We start from the raw sequence: 23,478 nt of genomic DNA, 5'->3' as shown, positions 1-23,478 counted from the left end.
TGAATAGGAATATAATGCAAAACCAACTGGCCATTTTTGACTTAGATGATACGTTAATTCAAGGTGATAGCAGCGTATTGTGGACACAATACCTGTGGGATAAACAAATCATCAGTAATCCGCAATTTGTGGAAGCGGATAAAGCCATGATGGCGCAATATAATGCAGGTACATTAGACATGCCAACTTACTTACGTTTTAACCTGCAGACTCTCGCCAATGTAAAAGCTGAGCAAGTAGATATCTGGTTGGATGATTTTGTACAAAGTGTGATTTTACCGCGGATCTACCCTGAAGCGATTAGAACGATCGCAAATTATCGAGCCAAAGGGATCCCAATTATTGTGATCTCCGCAACTGTTTCATTTATTGTGAAAAAAATTGCGGATCAACTGGGTGCAGATATCGCAATGGGGATCGATATCAAGCAACAAGATGGCTGCTACACCACAGAAATTGACGGTATCCCAACCTTTAAAGAAGGCAAAGTCAAACGCCTATTAGATTGGATCCGCCACCAGCCGATCACTGACGCCTATGTGTATTTCTACACCGACTCCGCTAACGATCTCCCAATGTGCCAATTTGCCGATGAAGTATTTATTATCAACGGCGACGAACGCCTAACGCAAGCCGCACTCAAACACAATTGGCCACAACATACTTGGGGTTTGTAAGCCCAATTTTAATTTCAAACTTGGTTTTAATTTTGGTTTTAACTAACTAATCTTTTCAAAGGTTCCTCTAAATTATTCGTGCTAGAGGAAGGAGATAAATAGAATTATCCCGATGAGCATACATAAGTATGTGATTCGGGTAAATCTATGAAATCGACGCACCTATCGCGCGAAGAATGACGAGGAAGCACTTATCGCTTGAAGAATGATAAGGAAAGCTTATACTGAAACCTCTTGTCGGAGTGCCTAGTATGCATACGCATCAGGCTGAGACCGTTAATTCGGGATCCGCGGAACCTGATCGGGTTAATACCCGCGAAGGGAACAAGAGTAATCACTCAGCGTCATTTCACCCCACTATATTTGGTGAAAAATTCAGCGCAAGCCTTTTTATTACTCCTCCGAACTCCTGACAAGCAACTTTCTTTCGATAAACCCGCTACTCACTAAACTGTGATAGCCGTGACAATGTCAGGAAATTGCTATGTCCAATAATACAGAACAAAATATCATCCCTACTGCTGATTTATCGCCACAAGCAGCCCCGGCTCGCACCCGTAAAGCTCAACGTGATGCCGCTGAAACCTTTATTAATACCGTTTCTGGCGTTTCGTTTCCTAATTCACAGCGTATTTATTTACAAGGTTCTAGAGACGATATCCAAGTCCCGATGCGAGAAATCCAACTCTCTCAAACCTTGATCGGGGGCGATAAAGACAACCCACAATTTGAAGATAACGAACCCGTTCCTATCTATGATACATCTGGCCCTTACGGCGACCCAGTTTCTGAATTAAATGTCCATAAAGGCCTTAAAAAAATTCGTGCGCCATGGATAAGTGAACGTGCTGATACCGAACCTGTCGAAAATTTAAGTTCCGATTTTACCCAACAGCGTCTCGCTGATGCAGGCCTTGACCATCTGCGCTTTAACAACCGCCCCCACCCATTAAAAGCCCAAACTAACAAGTGTGTTACCCAATTACACTATGCACGAAAAGGTATCGTAACCCCTGAGATGGAGTTTATTGCAATCCGTGAAAATATGGGGCGTGAACGCATTCGTGGCGAAGTTTTATTACAACAACACCCAGGGCAAGGCTTTGGCGCAAATTTACCGGAAAATATTACCCCTGAATTTGTTCGCCAAGAAGTGGCAGCGGGTCGTGCCATCATCCCAGCCAATATCAACCATCCCGAATCGGAGCCGATGATTATTGGTCGCAATTTCTTGGTTAAAGTGAATGCCAACATTGGTAATTCATCGGTCACCTCATCCATTGAAGAGGAAGTGGAAAAACTGATTTGGTCGACGCGTTGGGGCGCAGATACGGTCATGGATTTATCCACTGGCCGTTATATTCACGAAACTCGCGAATGGATTTTACGTAATAGCCCTGTGCCGATTGGAACAGTACCTATCTACCAAGCGCTCGAGAAAGTGAACGGTGTCGCTGAAAATCTTACGTGGGAAATGTTCCGTGACACATTATTAGAGCAAGCAGAGCAAGGCGTCGACTACTTCACTATCCACGCTGGCGTATTATTACGTTATGTGCCAATGACCGCCAAACGCCTAACGGGGATCGTCTCTCGCGGTGGTTCCATCATGGCAAAATGGTGTTTATCTCATCACCAAGAAAACTTTTTATATGAAAACTTCCGTGAAATTTGTGAAATTTGTGCCGCTTACGACGTTTCCTTATCATTAGGAGATGGCCTGCGCCCAGGTTCAATCCAAGACGCCAACGACCAAGCACAATTTGCTGAGCTCCATACCCTTGGCGAGTTAACCAAAATTGCATGGGAATATGATGTCCAAGTGATGATCGAAGGCCCTGGTCACGTGCCAATGCAGATGATCCGCCGTAATATGACGGAAGAACTCGAGCACTGCCATGAAGCGCCTTTTTATACCTTAGGCCCACTCACTACCGATATTGCACCGGGTTACGACCACTTTACCTCTGGTATTGGTGCCGCCATGATCGGCTGGTTTGGTTGTGCAATGCTGTGCTACGTCACCCCGAAAGAGCATTTAGGCTTACCAAATAAAGACGATGTTAAACAAGGGCTAATCACTTATAAGATCGCAGCTCACGCCGCTGACCTTGCTAAAGGCCACCCCGGTGCGCAAATTCGTGATAATGCCATGTCCAAAGCCCGTTTTGAATTCCGTTGGGAAGACCAATTTAACTTGGCATTAGACCCTGAAACTGCTCGCAAATATCACGATGAAACCTTGCCACAAGCTTCTGGAAAAATTGCCCATTTCTGCTCAATGTGCGGACCAAAATTCTGTTCGATGAAGATTTCCCAAGAAGTCCGTGATTACGCAGCCCAAAAAGAAGCAAACGAAAAAGAAGCGGGTATGGAACAGATGTCTGAGGCCTTTCGTGCCCATGGCAGCGAGCTCTATCACGGAGCTGAAATTGTGAATGCAGAGGTGAATGAAAATGCCTAAATTGCCTAATGCTATTATAACGCCAACATCACCCTTTCCAGAGACTGAACAACACCTTGGGCTTTACCCCGTTGTGGATTCCGTTGAATGGATTGAACGTTTGCTTGATGCAGGTGTTTCCACAATCCAATTGCGTATCAAAGACAAACCTGACGTAGATGTGCGTGATGATATTCAAAAAGCCATCGCTTTGGGTAAAAAACATAACGCACGTTTATTCATTAACGATTACTGGCGCTTAGCCGTTGAGTTCGGTGCCTATGGCGTACATTTGGGCCAAGAAGATTTGGAAACGACCGACTTACTGGCAATACACCAAGCTGGGCTACGGTTAGGAATATCAACGCACGATGAGCATGAACTGGCTATCGCAAAATCCGTGCGTCCTTCTTACATTGCTATGGGGCATATCTTTCCAACACAAACGAAAGAGATGCCATCTTCGCCTCAGGGTTTAGAAACACTTAAAGCCATGGTGGAAGCAACGCCTGATTACCCAACGGTCGCCATTGGTGGGATTTCTATTGATAAAGTCCCTGCCGTGCTAGCAACTGGAGTAGGCAGCATCGCGCTGGTCAGTGCGATTACCAAAGCAGATGATTGGCTAGCTGCAACAGAAACCTTGCTGAATTTAATTGAGCGCAATACTGCCAACTAGCCAATTTTTAATCACATAACTCGCCCTGCTTTATCATCATAAAACAGGGTTAGTGATGATTTAAGGAATTCATTCATGTTAAGTGACCAAGAATTCATGCGTTACAGCCGCCAGCTACTACTCGAAGATATCAGTCCCGAGGGGCAACAAAAACTGAAAAATAGCAAAGTCCTCATTGTTGGCTTAGGGGGCTTAGGCTCTCCCGCGTCCCTTTATTTAACGGGGGCTGGTGTCGGCGAATTGTGGCTAGCCGATCACGATGATTTACATGTTTCTAACTTACAACGGCAGGTGCTTTATGATACTGATGATATCGGCCAGCCAAAAGCCCAGCTGGCCGCAGATAGACTGTATCAGCTCAATCCGTTGGTAAGAACCCATGTTGTCGCACAAAAGTTGGATGTTAAGACTTTAATTCCTTTAGCTGAGCAAGTCGATTTAGTGCTTGATTGCTGCGATAACATGGCCACTCGTCACGCAGTTAATGCCGCTTGTGTCATGACCAATACAACCTTAGTTAGCGGTAGTGCGGTTGGGTTTGGCGGCCAATTAATGGTTCTTGAACCGCCATTTAGCACCGGTTGCTATGCCTGTTTATATCCAGACCAAGATGAACCTGAGCGCAACTGCCGCACTGCTGGGGTATTAGGGCCTGTAGTTGGGATCATCGGCACGCTGCAAGCACTGGAAGCCATTAAATTACTTGTCGGCCTTCCCTCTTCACTGAGTGGTAAATTGCGTTTGTTCGATGGAAAACAACAACAATGGAATACATTGCAATTAACGCCGTCATTGCAATGTCCAATCTGTCGGGAAGAAACATGCATATCATAATTAACGACCAACCTATGGAATTCGACGCCCCACTGACGGTTAATCAATTATTTTCCACTCTCAACCGCCCAATAGTGGGAACTGCACTTGCTATCAACCAAGTGATCATTCCTAAAAGTCAGTGGGATTCGCATCTCATTAATGACCAAGACAATATCTTGTTATTTCAAGCTATCGCTGGGGGCTAATAATGTTAAAAATCGCAGATTTAACTTTTCACTCACGCCTGTTTACTGGAACAGGTAAATTTGCCAGCGCCAACCTAATGCAAGACGCCATTGCGGCCTCAGGCAGTCAATTGGTGACAATGGCAATGAAGCGTATTGACTTACGTGGGCAAGATGATGGCATTCTACAACCTCTGCAAGAACTGGGTGTGAAACTATTACCGAATACCTCTGGTGCGAAAAATGCCCAAGAGGCGGTGTTTGCCGCGCGCCTAGCTCGAGAAGCCCTCGGTACCAATTGGGTCAAACTCGAAATTCATCCAGATATGCGTTATTTGCTACCCGATCCTATCGAGACATTGCTTGCCGCGGAGCAGCTCGTTAAAGAGGGATTCGTTGTATTGCCTTACTGCAGCGCAGACCCAGTGTTATGCCGTCGTTTAGAAGAAGTTGGCTGTGCCGCTGTGATGCCATTAGGCGCACCGATAGGCACAAACAAAGGCTTAGCAACCAAAGAAATGCTTCGTATCATTATTGAACAAGCCTCTGTCCCTGTCGTCGTAGATGCAGGAATTGGTGCACCAAGCCATGCGGCAGAAGCGATCGAAATGGGTGCTGATGCCGTTTTAGTCAATACCGCAATCGCGGTAGCTAAGCAACCGGTACTTATGGCAAAAGCGTTTAAACTGGCTGTCGAAGCCGCTGAATTGGCCTATCAAAGTGGGTTAGCTGCACCGAAGCAACAGGCGCAAGCATCAAGCCCGTTGACCAGTTTCTTAGGGGCCTTATCATGACCCCAAGTTTCCAAAAACGCTTACAAGCGCTGGATTGGGACGATACGACACTGCGGATAAACAGTAAAACCGCTGTCGATGTGGAACACGCTTTAGCGGCAGACATACTCACACTCGATGATTTTATGGCTCTGCTTTCCCCTGCTGCCCGCCCCTATATTGAACTAATGGCACAAAAGGCTCAGAAACTCACCCGCCAGCGCTTTGGCCATGCAGTTGGGTTTTACGTGCCACTTTATTTATCGAACCTATGCGCAAACGATTGTACTTATTGCGGTTTTTCGATGAGTAATAAAATTAAACGTAAAACCCTAAGTGACGATGAAATCATTAATGAGTGTGAAACCATTCGCAAAATTGGTTTTGATAGCTTATTGCTGGTCACTGGGGAACACCAAAGTAAAGTGGGTATGGACTATTTCCGTCACACACTCCCCATCATTCGCCCTTATTTCAGTTCCTTAATGATGGAAGTGCAGCCATTAAGCACAGAGGAATATAAGGAGTTGAAAACGTTGGGGTTAGATGGTGTGATGGTCTATCAAGAAACCTACCATGAGCCCACGTATCAGCTACATCATCTCAAAGGCAAAAAGCAGGATTTTCACTGGCGCCTAGCCACTCCTGAGCGTTTAGGGGAAGCAGGTATAGATAAAATCGGTCTTGGCGCGTTAATTGGTTTATCAAACAGTTGGCGTACCGATTGCTATATGGTTGCAGAACATTTGTTGTACTTACAGCAATACTATTGGCAAAGTCGTTATTCTATCTCTTTTCCTCGCTTACGCCCTTGTGCGGGTGGCGTTGAACCGGCATCACTGATGAGTGAGGCAGAATTAGTACAATTAATTTGTGCTTTTCGCTTACTCGCACCGAATGTTGAGCTTTCCCTCTCAACCCGTGAATCGCCTTATTTCCGTGATCACGTCGTGCCATTGGCAATTAATAACGTCAGTGCGGGTTCGAAAACCCAGCCGGGTGGATATGCAGATACCAAAGAAGAGCTAGAACAGTTTTCTCCAAATGATAACCGCAGTGCCACACAAGTCGCACATGCCCTTGTGCAAGCCGGTTTACAGCCCGTTTGGAAAGATTGGGATAGCTATTTAGGCCGTTAAATTTTGCGGGCTAACGCGATGTTAGCCCGCAAGTAACGATCAGTAAATGAATTCATATATAGTTTAATATCATTCATACTGTGCTACTAATCATAAAATATGAGCAATACTCATTGCCATCACTAGGAAAAAATCAATCATATTTTTAACTTTTTGTATTAATTACGTATTATATTCTTATTACTTAATATTATAAATATAAACACTTAATAGAACATTACTTTATTGTTCTATTAAGTTATAACACCATAATAAAAGATATTTCAAAACCCATTACCTTTATACCATTATTCCACATAGAAAAAATTTACTATAGGAATATTTAATATGGGACACCCAAGTATTTATCCTTCAGGAACTACTATTTTCAATAAAGAAAAAACATTTAGTGGTTATACCCTTTTTAACGCACCTGGAAAAGGTGCGCTATTAATTGATATGAATGGCCGAGAAGTGCATTTATGGCAAGGAGTTGATGGTTTTCCTAATAAAATTTTACCTGGTGGATATTTATTTGGTAGTCATGGTTTGCGATCACCTAAATATGGTGTTCAAGATCAAGTTGATTTAGTTCAATTTGATTGGGATGGTAACATTATATGGTCATTCAATAAATTAGAAAAAATACAAGATCCCAATCAAGAAATAATATGGATGGCAAGACAACATCATGATTTTCAACGTGATGGAAACCCTGTTGGTTATTATTCTCCTACATTAACATCACAAACCCATAGCGGAAATACTCTAATACTATGCCATAAGAATATTTACAAACCTGAAATATCAGATAAATGGCTACTTGATGATATTTTTATCGAAGTAGATTGGCAAGGTAATATTATCTGGCAATGGGCATTTAGCGATCACTTTTCAGAATTAAATTTCAGCGAAGAAGCTAGAAATGTTTTATATCGTGACCCAAATATGCGTAGTGCCGGTGGAGGCATGGGAGATTATCTACATATTAATACCATGTCTCGTATAGGACCAAATCTACATTATGATAATGGAGACGAACGTTTTCATCCTGATAATATTATTTGGGATTCTAGAGAAGCAAATATAATCGGAATAACGAGCCGGAAAACTGGAAAAATAGTTTGGCAATTAGGGCCCGATTATAACAACAAACAAGTTCATCATCTTGGTTGGATTATCGGACCTCATCATGCTCATATTATACCTCATGGCCTTCCAGGCGCAGGAAATCTGTTAATTTTTGATAATGGCGGCTGGGCAGGTTATGGAGCACCAAACCCTTCATCTGTATATGGCTTAAAAAATGCATGGCGAGATAGTTCTCGAGTATTAGAAATAAACCCAGTTACTCTCGAAATTATTTGGCAACATGATGCAGAAAAACTAGGCTTTGCCGCTCCCATGGATTCAAGTCGATTCTATAGCCCATATGTAAGTAGCGCTCAGCGTCTACCAAATGGTAATACTTTAATTACCGAAGGCTCAAATGGGCGATTGATTGAAATAACAGCTGAACATGAGATTGTGTGGGAATATGTCTCGCCTTACTGGAGAGAAGGAAAAAAACGCAATAATATGATCTATCGTGCTTATAGAATCCCTTATGATTGGATCCCTCAATTAGATATACCTGAAGAAAATAGCATAGCACCTATGGATGTCTCTCAATTCCGATTACCAAATGCAGCTCCTAAAGATACAATTACAGGAGTGTATATCGAAGGAATAATAAAACATAAAATTTCAGATGATGATATCTTATGTATTGCTCGAACTAGAGATAATCATCCCTCTAAGAAATCTGATACCTTTTTCTTTTCCGATAACATATATGAAATAGATAGTGAAACATTCGACTCAATTATTAATGAAAATAAAAATAATTTGATATTCTTCGGTGCTAGTTGGTGCAATAAATGTAAAGTATTGAGTGAGTTATTGCCTTCATTAGTAAAACGTTACTCAATAAATAAAATCAATTATCTCTCTGTAGATAATTCTGTTGAAATCCTTCAAAAGTATTCACTTAGAAGCATACCTATTATTGCAATTTCAAATAATGGGAAATTAGTGGATAAACTCGTTGGATTACAGGATACAACAACATATGTGAGTTTCCTCAATCAATATTTCGACAAAATAAATTGAGGCTTATATATCATGTTGAAAAACAGTTTTTTCTTGCTTCTACTTCCAGTTATTATTTTTACAACTTGGTATATTACAACAACAATTGGAGGTGTTTCCCCTGTTATTTTTCCATCTATTCCACAAGCATGGCATTCTTTGAATTTCCAGCTATATTCTGGGCAATTATGGCAAGATTTATCAATTAGTTTATCCCGAGTATTAATAGCCTTTGTTATCGCTGCTATTTTTGCTTTTTTTCTTGGTATTATCATGGCATTGTCGCTACGAACAAACCAAATTTTCAACCTAACATTAAATGCTATACGTCAAATTCCTCCACTAGCATGGATACCATTATTAATTTTATGGTTTGGAATTGGTGAAGTAACTAAAATTATTCTTATTATAAAAAGTGCCTTTTTCCCTATCTTACTAAGTACTATCAATGGAATACAAACGACACCTATGACTTATATTGAATTAGGTAATCTTTATCAATTCAATATTTGGCAAAAATTACGAAAAATTTATATTCCATCACTACTTCCCAACCTATTTACAGGTTTAAGGCTTGCAATGGGGTTATCTTGGGCAACAGTTGTTGCAGCAGAAATGATCGCAGCTAACTCGGGTATTGGCTATCGCATCAATGATGCCCGGATTATGCTAGATTCCCCAGTCGTTATAGTGGGTATTCTTGTTATCGGTATAGTCGGTTTATTATTAGATAAGATTTTATTAATTATATCTTATTACCTGCTGCCATGGTTAAGAACAGAAAGGAGATAGATATGCTATCAATCAAAAATGGATTTAAAAACTTTACTATCAATAATAAGTTACTTCCTGTTTTAGAAGATATTAACCTTCAAGTTCAAAAAGGTGAATTTGTTGCTATCGTTGGCCATAGTGGTTGTGGGAAAAGTACTTTACTACGCATAATTGCAGGCTTAAACCAATTCAATAGTGGAAGTGTACTATTTAAAAATAAAGAGATAACCAAACCAAATATAGAAAGAGGAATGATTTTTCAAGAAAATAGGCTTCTACCTTGGTTAACAATTGCCGATAATATCGCTTTCGGATTAGACCATATAGATAAAAAAACGAAGAAAATTCTAGTTGAAAATTATTTAAAACTCGTAAACTTGACTGAGTTTGCTAATGCTTATCCCAAACAACTCTCAGGTGGAATGGCACAACGTGCAGCAATTGCCCGTACCATAATCACCCAACCTGAACTATTGTTATTGGATGAACCGCTTGGCGCACTTGATGCTTTAACAAAAATTGAGATGCAACGAGAGATTTTATCTATCAAACAAGAAAAGCAACTGACGATGATTTTAGTTACTCATGATATTGAAGAGGCAATATATTTGGGAAATCGAGTAATTATAATGTCATCCCGCCCTGGAAACATAAAAAAAATAATTGATATTAATCTTCCTTATCCACGAAATCGAGGCAGTTCTGATTTTGCATATTATAAAAGAATTATTCTTCAAGAGTTTTTCGATAATTCTGCAGAACTTTTTGCAAGTGAATATGAAATCTAGAAGGAACATATCATGGTATTATTAAATTATATCAAATTTCCTATTATAGTATTAATTTCGTTCATTCTAGTTGGTTGTGGGGATGAAAGGCTACCTGACAGTAAAAATAATGAAAAAATTGTTCGTATTGGCACAGCAGATAATAATGGTCGTTTAAGTGGTTTGCTCGGTTTAGCAAAACAGCTAGGATATCTTGAAGAAGAGCTACAAAAAGTTGATTACCAATATTCCATTTCTGGTTTTGCAGGAGCAGGGCCTGCCGTCAATGAAGGCCTAGCGACAAATGCCATTGATATTGCTGTTTATGCTGATTTTCCAGGAATTATAGCCACATCGAGAGGTGTACCCTTAAAATTAATCATGTCAGAGGATTCTTCCATCAATGCCAATATCGCAGTAAGAAAAGATAGCAATATTCACTCATTAGCTGACCTTAAAGGCAAGAAAGTTGCATTACCACGAGGAACGTATATGCAACGGTATTTCACGCTATTTATTGAACAACAAGGGTATAAATTATCTGACTTCAATATTATTCAAATGACAAATGATGCTGAATCCGCATTATTAAACGGAGCAATTGATGCGATGGTATGGACTGAGCAAAGTACCGCCCGTTTAGAAAATAAATCCCCAACTATTACAACACTTTATTCAACCCGTACTGAACCTGAACTCTCAGGTATTTCTGTTATCGTAGGGCGAGAAGCATTCATAAATCAAAATGAGAATGTGATTAAAGCAATGAATATTGCTTTATTAAAAGCAAGTAAATATGCGCAAAATAATCCCGATCAGGCAGAAATTTTACTTGCTAAAGAAAGCGATACTAATGTTGAAATCATTAAAAAAATACATGATTTTCATAGTATAGATAGTTTTTCTAAACGCTATTCCGTTAATATTACTGATAATGACATCCGTAAGTTAAAGCAAACTCAACAATTTTTGATTGATAACAAAATTATCACTAAGCCTATTGATATAAAAAATTGGGTTTATACTAAAAAATAAACGCCTAAATGAAACCATATCCCTTTTTATTTCTTTTCTAGCAAAGATTTTTCTTCATCTTTGCTTTTTTTATCAAAATATTAAGCAATGTTATCCCACTTGATCGTATTTTCTAAAATAAGTGCCAAGATAATGCCCATTAGCAGCCCATTACCCAGTAAAGAACTAAACATTGTTGGCAAAGAACTTAATACCGCAGCAGGTGCTGACATCAAGAAGATACCAATAAAAATAGGTAGAGCAAGGCGATAAATATTACGTGCATTTAGCTTCATATCTGCCAGAAACGAAAATGAAGAAAATAACAGAGGCAGATAAGTCGCCAACATGACCGCGCTGCCAATGGCTAACGGTAAAGAGCGAAAAAATTGGGTCAATACTGCAACGCCCCCCACACATAAGAAAATAAGGCTGCCAATACTAAAAGAGGTACGTGAACTATCTTTTGTTTGGGTAATTAAACCAATGGATGAAACAAACGGTGAAAAAGGCACGACCCCTATTGGCGCGGCTAATATCGTGACGAACCCTGACATCATAAAACTACGTCGATATAGGGACTTCGTCGGCAATGAATCGGGGTAAAACACATCAGTTCCTCGCATCGCTCCAAATGTATTTGATGTATTTAATATCCCCGCCAAAATAGCCGTCAATACAATACTCATATTGACTTCATCGGAGCGACCTAATGGAAATAGCATCCATTCCCCTGATGAAACAGGGGATATTGCGCTGCCAAATAGCCCACTATAAGCAACCCACCCGATAATTGTCCCAATTAATAACGCATATTTACTGATGCTCATGGGTAAATAAATAATCATTCCGATGACAAATATCAGTACTGCGAGCGCTAAAAAGAAGACAGGGTAATTGACCGTGATATTTTCGCCTCCGACACCAAATGGTAGTCCTAGCATCCCTTTTAAGAAAATAGTTACTAACTGGGCGCCAAGCAAAAACATAAATACGACTAAAACACCCGGTTTAAACAAACTCGCCAACCAACCGCCCAATCCACTCAAACCAATAAGAATAGTCACGACCCCAGACAAGAAAATACCAATGGCTAAACTCCAGCCGATAGTGCCAAGGGGAGTTCCTTGCATCGATTCTGATAATGTGACAGTTAAAATTGTTGCCCACCACAACCCTGTCGGTCCTTCCATTACTGAGCGCTTGTGCCCTAAGAATGCTTGCAATAAACAAGCTAGAGCTGTTAATAAGAAAGCATATTGGGTAATAACAAATGTGGTTTGTGGTGATAAATGAAAAGCGGACTGTAACGTCGGAGGAATAACAACCGTATTACAAAAGATAAAAAAGAACCATTGAAAACCAGAAATAATATTATTTTTTGTAATAGCAATATTCCGCATATTCATTCCTTACCGGCGATTATGTACCTAACCAGCTTAATGTTTATAACGGAAAATTTCTAATTTAAATCCAGCTGTTATGATATTGATAAATTACAATTAATTCTTATCATGATGAGAACTAGCTTCATACACTATTAACTCTGATTTTTGATCATTATTCTGCTATCTAATATTAATAAAGCGGGAAAAAATATTATTCCCGCTTTATTTTTATCGGTGATCAAGATAAAAAACGCTTAGTCAGCAATAAACGTTATAGATAAGGAAGTGGCCAATGTTTAAAATAAATATGCTTAGCTTGCCAATCCACTTTATCAATATTGTCAGCCAGTAAATATTTTGCGACGGTAAATGCAAATTCAAAACTCACACCGAGCCCTTTTGCACTGATAAATTTCCCGTCAACAACAACATCTTGGTCAACATAAATACCATCATCAAACTTCTCAGCGAGTTTGTCCCCGGTACTATAATGCCGCCTTTCCAGTAAGCCATGGGCGGCTAGCACCTTCGCACCAGAAGAACATAGCGCACAAATATATTTATCCTCATGTATATGCCGGCGAAGAAAATCAACCACCTTTTCATTCGCATATAAACGGTCAGTTCCTTTTGGCCCACCTGGCATCATCACTGCATCATAAGTATGAGATAATTTATCGACTAAAAGATGATCTGCACTAATTTTAGTGCCAAAATACGTATTTAAAACAAGCGTATCCATGCAAGACAGCACATCAACATGAATATCTAGCCGACGCATGATATCAATGAAAACGACAGCTTCCCCTTCCTCAAAGCCATCCGCGAGCAAAACAGCAACTTGTTTCATGACATTCCTTTTATTTTTCAAAAAGAGTTATTGCAGGGCATCCGCAATAACTTTGGGTTATACATCAAGCAAATCCAGATAGTTTTGCTTATTAAAGTGTTCCATCACTTTTGCAAACACGAATTTTATCCATCACCACCGCTTTCATCGCTGCCTTTCCTGGAACCAGATAATGGCGAGGATCAGTGGCTTCTGGGTTTTCAATGAAATACTGCTTAATTGCATCAGAGAACGCGATTTTGAGCTCTGTCGCGACATTGACTTTACAAATTCCAAGCTCAATACAATGCCTAACATCCGCATCAGGGATCCCCGAAGCACCATGAAGCACTAACGGTAAATCCGTTTTCTTACGGATAGCGTCTAGTCTAGCGAAATCTAGGTGTGGCTCATTTTTGTACATGCCGTGAGCGGTTCCAATGGCAACAGCCAAGGAATCAATACCGGTTCTTTGAATAAAAGTCACGGCAGCATCAGGGTCAGTGAAAAGCGCATCCGCTGCATCGACAACTAAGTCATCTTCTTGCCCCCCTAAACGCCCTAGTTCAGCCTCAACCGTGCAGTCCCACTGATGGCAAAAATCAACAACCCGCTTAACGATTTGAATATTTTCTTCAAACGGAAAATGAGAAGCATCAATCATTGCAGAACGTACACCTGCGGAGACTTTTTGGAAAATATCTGGGATATCTTCATGATGGTCGAGATGCAAAGCCACGGGAACTTTATAACGCTCAGCCGCTTGCTGGCAGATTGCAATCAAGTAGTCACTTCCTGCATAAGAAAATGTACTTGGTGTGCCTGCTAAAATAACGGGGGATGCCATTTCTGCGGCCGTTTCCATGACAACTTGAATGGTTTCTAAATTATGAATATTAAATGCGGGAACCGCATAGCCACCCAGTTGGGCTTTGTTCAACATATTACGGGTAGATACCAAGTACATAATCGCCTCTTAACTTTCGATTGATTTCGAATAATATTAAACGAAAGAATCAGAAAGGTAAAAGATCTAAATCACATTTCCATTCCTTTCGCACTGAAAGCAAATGAAAGAGAGGCTAGAAGTAGTGAGTCATTTTAGAGCTATAACTGGTCACCCCCTTACGTAACAGATTGTTTTTAGGGCGTCTTGATTGGCCTAGTAGCATTTCAATCACTTTCTGAGAGCATAATTGTTTCTCTAAGCGACGCGTCAACGGGGATTGCTGTTTGAGGTAGTCTTCACGAAATATCACGGTAACCTCTTGTGTTTCTTTCACACCAATAACTGTTGCCGAAATTGATGGTATTTCGAAATGAAAGTCTGAACACTCAATTGGCAATGGAGTGCGAGGGCTATCCCAAAGTTGAATTCGCTTGCCGCAATATAGAGCAATGACTACCGCACGTAATGACCAAAAACTACTCGCAGGGCCACTATAGTTATCGACTAAGCGTGCATCATAGCCAAATAAACCTTGAGTTGGCGCTCCTGCTTTTAAGGCACCATGACCAATAAAATAACGCAAAGTACTTTCTAGTGCGTTTTTAGCTTCCCCCACACCCACGGCGTTCCCACCCAAATCAACGCCTGCTAATAAAGGCGCGGATACTGCCAGGCGATAACATGCACTGCGGCCAAAAAAAGGGATGCCTTGAGGCGTCATAAAATATCGGTAATGATGGTTAAACTGATTTAATGAACTACGAATGAATTCTTCATCAAAATCAGGGCATATCTGGTTAAGCCAATATAATGAATAGTAAAACCCCCATGCATTGTAGTAGTCAAAGTTACCTTTCGCGCCATCCCGAAACCAACCATCACCCACGTAAAATTGTTTCACTCTTTCATAGCGCCACGTTGCAATAGTATCTCGACCAGTGAGTGCTCGGATCACAAATTGCACAGTAAGCGGGAACAGGTGCCAGTTGTTGTCTACGATATCGCAGTGATTAACTTGTTCGAACCATGCAATGATCCTCTGTTGTGCAGACTTATCCAATTTTTCCCATACCCACTCACGACTTAACCAAAGAGTCAGCGCTAAATCTGCAGACTCACAAATTTTTTGGTCATAATTTTCAAGCCTTCCCCAATAGCCTTTATGAGTGGGATCTGTGCCATGTAAAAATGCATTCTTGATAATGTCAGAAAGGTCAATTGATGCTAAATTTATTCCATTCAATATTGCTTTTTGGCTGTGAACTAGCCATGAAGCAAGCAAAGGCAATACCCTACTAACCCCTTCTAGAGCATCTGTTCGTACCGTTTGCTGGCCCGGGCTACCGGGGTAGTATGCGTGAGAGTAGCCCCATGTTTGATAATGAACAAAAGCTTCCGTGGTATAGCGAACTAATAATTCGCAAAGAACTGAAAGTGATTGATTTTCATCTTGAAAGGCTTTGGTGATGTGGTTATCGTTACATTGATAAGCTGACTTTCTAATTAATCTTCGAATGATATTTTCTTTGAATAGCTTCTGGTAAATTTTTATATTTGGGTGTTCATAAGGCAGCTTTGGACGTTCAGTAGGTGTTGTCATACGTATTTCTCTATCATGCAAACAGGCGCATCCTTGCGCTCAGGCTAAAACAAAATTTTGTATTTATTTTGCTGATTCAATCAGGACTTGGTAACGATCTTGTCCCCATACAACGGGTTTTGGCTTATCTTTAACCCATTGATAATAAGCCGATTTCAACTCTTTCACTTTTTCTGGATATTGAGCTGCTAAGTTATTCGATTCGGCCGGGTTTTGTTTATCATTGAATAATTGGAGCTGGTTAGAACCATCATCATAAAAATAAAGAGCCCACTCTCCATCACGGATAGCCCATGAACCTTTCGATAGTTTTTCTAAATTAGGGTTGTTTGGAATTTCTTTGCGTTGATAAGTGATCCATTCATGGTAGCCATGCCAAAAATCTTGGTTTTCTTCGCTGTAATGTTTCGTCCCTGGACCTGTCCAATACAGATAATTATGTGGCGACTTTTCTGCTTTCCCCGTTAAGAGTGGCATAATGTTTTTGCCTTCAACCTTCATACTATCGGGAATGGTGATCCCTGCGCTTTGTAATGCGGTTGGTAAGATATCAATCGCTGAAACCATCGCATCACTGTGTTTACCCGCAGGAATATGCCCCGGCCAATAAGCGACAAATGGAACACGTACACCACCATTAAACATTTGCCCTTTAAAGCCTTTATCCATTGCATTCATTGGCATTGGCGACTCATGCACCGCGCCATTGTCAGAAATAAAGAAGATTAACGTATTATCTAATTCACCATTTTCCTTTAGTGTATTGATAATTTTACCAATTCCCTCATCTGCGGCATTGAGCGCAGCAAAATATTTGTCGGCTTCAACATTACCCGTATTGAATTTATCCATATATTTCGCTGGAGAAGCTTCTTCTAACGGAATGTGCGGCACGCTATATGAAAGGTTGATAAAAAAAGGTTTGTCCTTGTGCCCATCAATGAATTTAATGGTTTCATCCGTTAGCAAATGTGTGGTATAGCCGGGAGCTGGCACATTTTCACCATTTCGCCACATTGCGGGGGAGTTCCAAAGTGCCGCTCCTGATGCATAGAAACTATATGCATAATCGAAACCTCTTTCATGAGGCGCGAAACCTGGTTCCGGTGTTGAAATCATATTATCGTGATAATCACGAGTTTGCTTTTCTGCTGCAATTTTAGGTTTTTTCAATACCTTCGCATTATGCCACTTTCCAATACTGGCGGTGGCATAGCCATTTTCTTGGAATAATGCAGGTAATAGTTTGATATCTTGTGGAATACCTAACATCGCATCATCGTTACTGTAAGTACCAAAACTTGCAGGAGAGCGGCCAGTAAAAATACCGGCTCGTGATGGGCCACAGACAGGATGAGCCACAAATGCATTGGTCATCTTAATTCCGCCAGCCGCCATGTCAGAGACATTTGGCATCGCTATTTTTGCCGCTTCCACCATCTTATTAATATCGCCCTGATAACGTTGTGGTGACGGGCGCTTCGCAAGTTCGTTAACATCAATGCTATCAAGTACAAAATCGAGCTGTCCTGTTCCTAAGTCATCCATAACAATCAGTAAAACATTCGGCTTCTCCGGTGTACCACCTGCATTCGCTGCAATTGGAGGCACTAAACTACTGGTTGCAATCAGCCCTGCTAACAGGCTTTTCTTCATAGAAGGTAATCTCACAAAAATATCTCCAGATAATATTGTTATTGCTTATAAGCGTGCTGTATTTCGCCAAGTGCATCACTGGCTAATGCGCCACGTGATATCGCTTGGCGCATTAACTGCATGCCTAAAGCGGTATGATGGAAAATCTTTTTATATGAACGACATAAATAGTTATGGCGATATTTTTCACCTTCTATCGCCGTGATCCGGTGCTTAGGACAGCCGCCATAACAAAGGCTTTGAACCTCACAGCGCTGGCAAAGACTCGTTAGCTTGTCATATTTATTTTGCCCAAAACGGATTTGCTGCTTAGAGGAAACAAGACGAGAAAGGGAATGTTGTTGTACGTTACCCACCCGATTTGCTGGGTACACATAGTGGTCACAGGAATAGACATCTCCATTCGACTCAATAATCAGCGCTTGTCCACACGTTTTAGATTGCACACAGGTTGATGCCGGATAGCCCATCCAAGTGCCTAATAAGCTATCAAATAGACGAATATAAATTTTGCCAATGTCTCCTTGGTGGACCCATTCATCAAAAACATCAGCCATAAACTGCCCATACCCCTCAGCGGGTACTGAAAAAGGAGCCATCACTGCATTTGGCCCAGGGGCATAATGGCCACCTTGGGTATGAGGAAAGCGCCTATCTACCTCAACAATGGGGATAAACTGAAAGAAAGTGGAACCCAATGCTTTCAAAGCTCGATAAGTTTCTTTTCCTTTTCGCCAATTTTGGTCATTAACAACGGTTAAGGTATTAAATTCAACACCATATTCAATCAGGAGCTGAATCGCTTTCTTTACACGTTCAAAAGTTGGATTACCATTAACGGAAATCCGGTATTTATCATGAACAGCTTCTAAGCCATCAATAGATACACCGATTAAAAAACCGTGATCTGCAAAAAACTGTGCCCATTGCCGGTTTATCGCAATAGCGTTAGTTTGCACACTATTCGTGATGATTTTTCCTTGGGCATATTGCTTTTGGTACTTAACAACCCGCTCAAAAAATTCGAGCCCTGCGAGGGTTGGCTCCCCACCTTGCCACGAGAAATCCACCTGTTCACCTGCATGAGACTGGATATAGTCTTTGATATAACGACGCAGCACGTTATCAGGCATAACGTCATGTTGGTCTTCCACTGATTGTTCGTGAAATACATTTTCTTTTTCAAGATAAAAACAGTATTCGCATTTAATATTGCAGCGATAGCTGGTGGGTTTCGCCATCATATGAAAATAAGTAGGTTGGTTTGCAGGCATTTAAATTCATCCGAAACAGTCAGGTTATTTTTATAGCATTACGCAAAACACGAAAAATCAAAAGAGATTGAAATCACAAAATTAAAAAATGAAAGAGTTTGAAAGGTTGTAATTTGAGTTAGAAGCATTGAAGAGAGCACAAATAGCACGCATTAAGCCACTAATTTTTGTTTTTGATTTAAAGAAATTTTTATTTCTTTCGAATTTCTAATATCGCCATCGCACTTTATGCCAATTCTTGAGCTTATATTTAGCGATTTTTTTGCAAATATTGCTAATATTCATGCAAAACACAGGGGTTGCTTAGTAAAAGTACAATTATTGCTACTTTATTGATTGGATACTTTCCTATTCGAAGATATGATATTTAAAATTTGAAAATATCCGTAAGCAAGCAACACACAAATCGAAACTTTGTGAAAGAGATCAAAAGTTTTGTTTTTTTTCGTTGTCGGTATTTTTTAGCGTAGTAAACTTAATTCGAAATCAAATGAAAGAAAAGTCATTTGGTTTCGTAAGGAGATGAAAGTGAAAGCGGCTGTTGAACGGCGCATGGAAATCCTCGACATGATTAACCAACAAGGTAAAGCACGGGTCGAAGATTTAGCCGAAATATTTAAAGTTTCAAGTGTCACCATCCGTAGCGATTTAAGCTTTCTTGAAAAAAATGGTTATGTCGTCCGCTCCCATGGGGCAGCAATCCCAAATACTGGGTTTATTGCTGAACTTAGCATCCACGAAAAACGTGGGCAGAATGCGGGCACAAAAACATTAATAGGAAAAGCGGCCGCCGCGCTCATTAATGATGGCGACACAATAATTTTAGACTCGGGGACAACGACACGAGAAATTGCGACCCACTTAAAGTCGCGAGATAGCGTTGTTGTCATGACTAACGGTTTAGATGTCGCAATGGAGTTAGCTACAGCTGCAGGCATTGATGTACTAATGACTGGCGGCGCATTGCGCAAGAATGCTTTATCGTTTTCTGGCTCACAAGCAGAAAACAGCCTCAGAAATTATCGTTTTGACAAGGTTTTTCTTGGGGTTGATGGGTTCGATTTACGCGTTGGTATCACGACACACAATGAACAGGAAGCTAGCCTTAACCGGTTAATGTGTGAAATCTCGGAAACAGTTATTGCGGTTGCTGATTCTACGAAATTCGGTAAGCGCAGTTGTCATATGATCCGTGAATTCGCTGGTATTGATGTTTTGGTGACAGACTCTGGGATCCCTGATGAATATATCCAAGAGTTAAAAAACCATAAAATTGAAGTAATCATCGTCGATAAAGAGCAATAATTCGCTAACTCCATTAACAATACAACCGTGTTGATTGTGGAGTTAGTATTAATGCATCCTTTAGAAAAGATTGTTCAGCAAAATAAACTTGGTAAACAGAATGGCATTTATTCTGTTTGCTCAGCCCACCCATTTGTTATTGAAGCTTCACTGCACCAAGCGCTGGATAATGATTCCTTTCTTTTAATTGAAGCCACATCTAACCAAGTTGACCAATTTGGTGGCTATACGGGTATGACTCCGGCTGACTTCTTCAACTACGTTATTGAAAAAGCAGAAAAAATCAATTTCCCTCTAAATAAATTAATTCTTGGTGGAGACCATTTAGGCCCAAATCGCTGGCAGGGGCTTAATGCCGCTGATGCCATGGATAATGCAGATGTCCTGATTGAGCACTATGTTGCTGCAGGGTTTAAAAAAATCCACCTTGATTGCAGTATGTCCTGTGCAGATGATCCAGTTCCACTCACTGATGAAATTGTTGCACAGCGGGCTGCCCGACTTGCTGTTATTGCAGAAAAAACTGCCAAAGAAAAATTCGGTTATAGCGATATCGTCTATGTTATTGGTACTGAAGTTCCTGTGCCTGGTGGAGCAACAGAAGCCCTTGAAGGTGTTGAGGTCACAGACCCACAAGCTGCGAGAAAAACCTTAGACTGTCATGCGAAAGCATTCGAAAAAGCAGGCATCGGTGACTGCTGGGCACGTGTTATTGGCCTCGTCGTTCAACCTGGTGTGGAATTCGACCATACCGGTGTTATTGACTATCAACCTGAAAAAGCACAAGCATTAAGTCAAGTGGTTGATGACTACCCTCATCTCGTTTTCGAAGCACATTCAACCGATTACCAAACACCGGATGCTTACAAGCAACTAGTGCAAGACCATTTTGCCATTTTAAAAGTTGGCCCTGCTTTAACATTTGCTATGCGGGAAGCCCTCTATTCTCTGTGTGAAATTGAGAATGAAATGTTCCCAACAGAACAGTGTTCTCACTTAAAAGAGAAAATGGAACAGTTGATGTGCCGTGAGCCTGAATTTTGGCAAAAATACTACCATGGTGATGCTCAGCAGCAAGCTTTTGCTCGCGTTTATAGCTTTAGTGACCGTATTCGTTATTACTGGCCTGATAAAGAAATTAACCAAGCCATAGACACACTGATGGCGAACTTATCTTCAAAATCGATTCCGTTACCACTTCTAAGCCAATACATGCCACATCAATTTCAACAATTGAGAGAAGGCATGATCGACGGCTCAGCGAAATCCTTTATTTTTGCAAAAATTCGCGACGTACTTTCGGTATATGCCGATGCATGTAAATTTAGTCACTGAGGTTTGACATGGAATATTTAAGCTATCAAACACCTGAACTCGAAAAGCTAAACGCATTCTGGACAGCAAAAGAGATTGAGCAACAGCCTGAATGCTGGGAAAAAACAAACCAGCTAATACAAGAACAACGTGCTGAAATTGATACATTTTTAGCTAAAGTACTTCAGGCATCGGACGCACGTATTATCATGACGGGAGCAGGAACATCGGCTTTTGCAGGCCGCGCCCTTGCCCCCGTTCTGACTGGTCATTTAAAACGCCGAGTTGATGCTATCGCCACCACGGATTTAGTGGCCGACCCAAAAGAATATTTAGCAGAAGACGTACCAACGCTACTAATTTCTTTTGCTCGCTCTGGTAATAGCCCTGAAAGTGTTGCCGCCCTGGATGTAGCAGAAAAGTGCCTAACACAATGTTACCACTTAGTTTTAACCTGTAACGAGCAAGGACAGCTATATCGTTATTGCCAAAATAATACCAATGCATTAGCTATTTTAATGCCAGAAGAGTCAAATGACCGTTCATTAGCAATGACATCAAGCTTTTCATCTATGATGATGGCTGCACTGTGTATTTTCTTAAAAGAATCGTTCTATTTGAACGAAATTCAACCTTATTTCCAAGATTATCACGACAGTTATACCCAATTTAACCTCCGTATCCGAGAAGATTATGCAGGTAAGTTTAAACGAGTCATTTATCTAGGTAGTGGGGGCCTACAAGGCCTTGCACAAGAAGCCGCCCTAAAAATGCTGGAATTAACCGCTGGTAAGGTCGTTGCTAACTTTGACACGCCTTTAGGGTTTCGCCATGGACCGAAATCTATCGTCAATAAAGAAACGTTAGTTGTGCTGTTTCTATCAAACGATAAGTACACCAGACAGTATGAGACTGACTTATTAAGAGAGGTAATTCACGATAATGCTTCAGCGAAAGTGATCGCGATCACCTCCTCTTCTGATGACACACAAATAGAAGAAAGTTTTGTTTATATTAAAAAAATGGAGAAATGCTCAGACTCAGCACTATTTTTCCCTTATTTAATGTTAGCGCAAGCCTTTGCATTCCATAGTTCCATTGCACTGGGGAATACACCGGATAACCCGTCTCCAACTGGAGAAATTAATCGAGTTGTTCAAGGTGTCACTATTTACCCGTTCTCATATCAAGAAGATGGCACCATGCCTTCTTAATGATAAATATAGCTAATAATAAGAGAGCAATTATATGCACGCACCAAATATTGTCTGGACCCGAATCGATGAGCGTTTATTACATGGGCAAATTCGAATCACTTGGGGTAAACACACTGAAGCAAATTTAATTCTTGTCGCTAATGATGATGCTGCGGACGGCCCTAACTCCGCGTTTATGCAAGCAGGAATGAAAGCTTCTGCCGGTGGAGAATATGCCGTCCGATTTTTCTCTATCGAAAAAACTATCGATGTCATTCACAAGGCATCTCCTCGTCAAAAAATCTTTATTCTTTGCAATAACCCAACAGATGTTGCTCGTCTTGTCGAAGGCGGCGTTCCTATCACTCACTGCAACGTCGGTAATATGCACTTCCATGAAGGAAAACGCCAAATTGCCAAAACAGTGTCTGTGGATGAACGCGACTTAGAGGCATTCCGTCGGCTTGTCGACAAAGGGGTAGCTTGCACAATTCAAAATACTCCAGACCAAACCCCCGTTAATGTTCTTACTCTCGCAACAGCATAAGCAGATTGAGATAACAACTTAACATTAAGGCGTTTAAGGAAAAC

Annotated in this window: 21 protein-coding genes and 1 riboswitch; of the genes, 15 read left to right on the top strand and 6 right to left on the bottom strand. The window is 40.8% G+C overall.

Annotated features, from left to right (window positions below; all coding sequences use genetic code 11):
* The first annotated feature begins 14 nt into the window (after nt 1-14).
* The 11 genes from CYG50_RS21415 (at nt 15) to CYG50_RS21365 (ending at nt 11,397) form a co-directional block, all read left to right on the top strand.
* The gene (locus CYG50_RS21415; RefSeq protein WP_102140173.1) at nt 15-677 is read left to right on the top strand and encodes an HAD family hydrolase; all 663 of its coding nucleotides are present in this window, start codon (nt 15-17) and stop codon (nt 675-677) included.
* Between the two features lie 228 nt (nt 678-905).
* Nucleotides 906-1,018, top strand: a riboswitch (TPP riboswitch).
* 143 nt (nt 1,019-1,161) lie between these two features.
* Complete coding sequence (gene thiC, locus CYG50_RS21410) at nt 1,162-3,141, top strand: phosphomethylpyrimidine synthase ThiC (protein WP_102140174.1); 1,980 nt, start codon at nt 1,162-1,164, stop codon at nt 3,139-3,141.
* Nucleotides 3,134-3,799 (top strand): thiamine phosphate synthase, encoded by a 666-nt coding sequence (gene thiE / locus CYG50_RS21405; RefSeq protein WP_168222876.1) that lies wholly within the window; start codon nt 3,134-3,136, stop codon nt 3,797-3,799. Before thiC ends, thiE begins: the two co-directional genes overlap by 8 nt.
* A 75-nt stretch (nt 3,800-3,874) precedes the next feature.
* Entirely contained in the window at nt 3,875-4,633 is a 759-nt protein-coding gene (locus CYG50_RS21400) for a HesA/MoeB/ThiF family protein (protein WP_102140175.1), read from the top strand.
* Nucleotides 4,621-4,821: a sulfur carrier protein ThiS gene (thiS, locus tag CYG50_RS21395; RefSeq protein WP_004264499.1), complete on the top strand. Its 201-nt coding sequence runs from the start codon at nt 4,621-4,623 to the stop codon at nt 4,819-4,821. The genes CYG50_RS21400 and thiS overlap by 13 nt, the downstream gene beginning before the upstream one ends.
* Nucleotides 4,822-4,823: 2 nt before the next feature.
* On the top strand, nt 4,824-5,594 hold the full coding sequence (locus CYG50_RS21390) for a thiazole synthase (RefSeq protein ID WP_102140176.1): 771 nt from the start codon (nt 4,824-4,826) through the stop codon (nt 5,592-5,594).
* Complete coding sequence (gene thiH / locus CYG50_RS21385; RefSeq protein ID WP_102140177.1) at nt 5,591-6,712, top strand: 2-iminoacetate synthase ThiH; 1,122 nt, start codon at nt 5,591-5,593, stop codon at nt 6,710-6,712. The genes CYG50_RS21390 and thiH overlap by 4 nt, the downstream gene beginning before the upstream one ends.
* A gap of 327 nt (nt 6,713-7,039) precedes the next feature.
* Entirely contained in the window at nt 7,040-8,842 is a 1,803-nt protein-coding gene (locus tag CYG50_RS21380; protein ID WP_102140178.1) for a DUF6568 family protein, read from the top strand.
* 12 nt (nt 8,843-8,854) lie between these two features.
* Nucleotides 8,855-9,613, top strand: coding sequence for an ABC transporter permease (locus CYG50_RS21375; protein ID WP_102140179.1), 759 nt, complete (start codon nt 8,855-8,857; stop codon nt 9,611-9,613).
* Between the two features lie 2 nt (nt 9,614-9,615).
* Nucleotides 9,616-10,383: an ABC transporter ATP-binding protein gene (locus CYG50_RS21370; protein ID WP_229597510.1), complete on the top strand. Its 768-nt coding sequence runs from the start codon at nt 9,616-9,618 to the stop codon at nt 10,381-10,383.
* Between the two features lie 12 nt (nt 10,384-10,395).
* On the top strand, nt 10,396-11,397 hold the full coding sequence (locus CYG50_RS21365) for an ABC transporter substrate-binding protein (protein WP_102140181.1): 1,002 nt from the start codon (nt 10,396-10,398) through the stop codon (nt 11,395-11,397).
* 80 nt (nt 11,398-11,477) lie between these two features.
* Here the strand turns inward: CYG50_RS21365 and CYG50_RS21360 are convergent, their stop codons facing one another.
* From CYG50_RS21360 to CYG50_RS21335, 6 genes are all read right to left on the bottom strand, one after another.
* Nucleotides 11,478-12,779, bottom strand: coding sequence for a uracil/xanthine transporter (locus CYG50_RS21360; protein WP_168222875.1), 1,302 nt, complete (start codon nt 12,777-12,779; stop codon nt 11,478-11,480).
* A 256-nt stretch (nt 12,780-13,035) separates the two neighbouring features.
* A complete protein-coding gene (locus tag CYG50_RS21355) occupies nt 13,036-13,614 on the bottom strand; it encodes a DJ-1/PfpI family protein (protein WP_102140183.1) in 579 nt (192 codons plus the stop codon).
* A 91-nt stretch (nt 13,615-13,705) separates the two neighbouring features.
* Complete coding sequence (locus CYG50_RS21350; RefSeq protein WP_102140184.1) at nt 13,706-14,560, bottom strand: tagatose bisphosphate family class II aldolase; 855 nt, start codon at nt 14,558-14,560, stop codon at nt 13,706-13,708.
* A gap of 115 nt (nt 14,561-14,675) precedes the next feature.
* Nucleotides 14,676-16,142 carry a DUF2264 domain-containing protein gene (locus CYG50_RS21345; protein ID WP_102140185.1) on the bottom strand — a complete coding sequence of 489 codons (1,467 nt, stop codon included), beginning with the start codon at nt 16,140-16,142 and terminating at the stop codon, nt 14,676-14,678.
* A 63-nt stretch (nt 16,143-16,205) separates the two neighbouring features.
* Nucleotides 16,206-17,813, bottom strand: coding sequence for a sulfatase family protein (locus CYG50_RS21340; protein WP_102140186.1), 1,608 nt, complete (start codon nt 17,811-17,813; stop codon nt 16,206-16,208).
* Between the two features lie 23 nt (nt 17,814-17,836).
* Nucleotides 17,837-19,072: an anaerobic sulfatase maturase gene (locus CYG50_RS21335; RefSeq protein WP_102140187.1), complete on the bottom strand. Its 1,236-nt coding sequence runs from the start codon at nt 19,070-19,072 to the stop codon at nt 17,837-17,839.
* 528 nt (nt 19,073-19,600) lie between these two features.
* Here CYG50_RS21335 and agaR point away from each other — a divergent pair.
* From agaR to agaV, 4 genes are read left to right on the top strand one after another with little or no spacing between them, the layout of a single operon-like run.
* A complete protein-coding gene (gene agaR / locus CYG50_RS21330; RefSeq protein ID WP_102140188.1) occupies nt 19,601-20,377 on the top strand; it encodes a transcriptional repressor AgaR in 777 nt (258 codons plus the stop codon).
* A 51-nt stretch (nt 20,378-20,428) separates the two neighbouring features.
* Nucleotides 20,429-21,712, top strand: coding sequence for a tagatose-bisphosphate aldolase subunit KbaZ (gene kbaZ / locus CYG50_RS21325; protein WP_102140189.1), 1,284 nt, complete (start codon nt 20,429-20,431; stop codon nt 21,710-21,712).
* 8 nt (nt 21,713-21,720) lie between these two features.
* The gene (locus CYG50_RS21320) at nt 21,721-22,905 is read left to right on the top strand and encodes an SIS domain-containing protein (protein WP_102140190.1); all 1,185 of its coding nucleotides are present in this window, start codon (nt 21,721-21,723) and stop codon (nt 22,903-22,905) included.
* Between the two features lie 34 nt (nt 22,906-22,939).
* Nucleotides 22,940-23,434 carry a PTS N-acetylgalactosamine transporter subunit IIB gene (gene agaV / locus CYG50_RS21315; RefSeq protein WP_094962832.1) on the top strand — a complete coding sequence of 165 codons (495 nt, stop codon included), beginning with the start codon at nt 22,940-22,942 and terminating at the stop codon, nt 23,432-23,434.
* Nucleotides 23,435-23,478: the final 44 nt, after the last annotated feature.

Origin of the sequence: Providencia huaxiensis, from assembly GCF_002843235.3 — a bacterium.
In the GTDB taxonomy this organism is placed as follows: Bacteria; Pseudomonadota; Gammaproteobacteria; order Enterobacterales; family Enterobacteriaceae; genus Providencia; species Providencia huaxiensis.
This window is presented reverse-complemented; position numbering and strand designations above follow the sequence as displayed.

Excerpts from the sequence above, each read along its gene's own strand:
- CYG50_RS21380 (WP_102140178.1), top strand. The coding sequence starts at position 7,040 with ATGGGACACCCAAGTATTTATCCTTCAGGAACTACTATTTTCAATAAA.
- thiE (WP_168222876.1), top strand. The coding sequence starts at position 3,134 with ATGCCTAAATTGCCTAATGCTATTATAACGCCAACATCACCCTTTCCA.
- CYG50_RS21365 (WP_102140181.1), top strand. The coding sequence starts at position 10,396 with ATGGTATTATTAAATTATATCAAATTTCCTATTATAGTATTAATTTCG.
- kbaZ (WP_102140189.1), top strand. The coding sequence starts at position 20,429 with ATGCATCCTTTAGAAAAGATTGTTCAGCAAAATAAACTTGGTAAACAG.
- CYG50_RS21390 (WP_102140176.1), top strand. The coding sequence starts at position 4,824 with ATGTTAAAAATCGCAGATTTAACTTTTCACTCACGCCTGTTTACTGGA.
- CYG50_RS21355 (WP_102140183.1), bottom strand. The coding sequence starts at position 13,614 with ATGAAACAAGTTGCTGTTTTGCTCGCGGATGGCTTTGAGGAAGGGGAA.
- CYG50_RS21350 (WP_102140184.1), bottom strand. The coding sequence starts at position 14,560 with ATGTACTTGGTATCTACCCGTAATATGTTGAACAAAGCCCAACTGGGT.
- CYG50_RS21375 (WP_102140179.1), top strand. The coding sequence starts at position 8,855 with ATGTTGAAAAACAGTTTTTTCTTGCTTCTACTTCCAGTTATTATTTTT.
- CYG50_RS21335 (WP_102140187.1), bottom strand. The coding sequence starts at position 19,072 with ATGCCTGCAAACCAACCTACTTATTTTCATATGATGGCGAAACCCACC.
- CYG50_RS21360 (WP_168222875.1), bottom strand. The coding sequence starts at position 12,779 with ATGCGGAATATTGCTATTACAAAAAATAATATTATTTCTGGTTTTCAA.
- CYG50_RS21415 (WP_102140173.1), top strand. The coding sequence starts at position 15 with ATGCAAAACCAACTGGCCATTTTTGACTTAGATGATACGTTAATTCAA.
- thiH (WP_102140177.1), top strand. The coding sequence starts at position 5,591 with ATGACCCCAAGTTTCCAAAAACGCTTACAAGCGCTGGATTGGGACGAT.
- CYG50_RS21320 (WP_102140190.1), top strand. The coding sequence starts at position 21,721 with ATGGAATATTTAAGCTATCAAACACCTGAACTCGAAAAGCTAAACGCA.
- CYG50_RS21400 (WP_102140175.1), top strand. The coding sequence starts at position 3,875 with ATGTTAAGTGACCAAGAATTCATGCGTTACAGCCGCCAGCTACTACTC.
- thiS (WP_004264499.1), top strand. The coding sequence starts at position 4,621 with ATGCATATCATAATTAACGACCAACCTATGGAATTCGACGCCCCACTG.
- thiC (WP_102140174.1), top strand. The coding sequence starts at position 1,162 with ATGTCCAATAATACAGAACAAAATATCATCCCTACTGCTGATTTATCG.
- CYG50_RS21370 (WP_229597510.1), top strand. The coding sequence starts at position 9,616 with ATGCTATCAATCAAAAATGGATTTAAAAACTTTACTATCAATAATAAG.
- CYG50_RS21345 (WP_102140185.1), bottom strand. The coding sequence starts at position 16,142 with ATGACAACACCTACTGAACGTCCAAAGCTGCCTTATGAACACCCAAAT.
- agaV (WP_094962832.1), top strand. The coding sequence starts at position 22,940 with ATGCACGCACCAAATATTGTCTGGACCCGAATCGATGAGCGTTTATTA.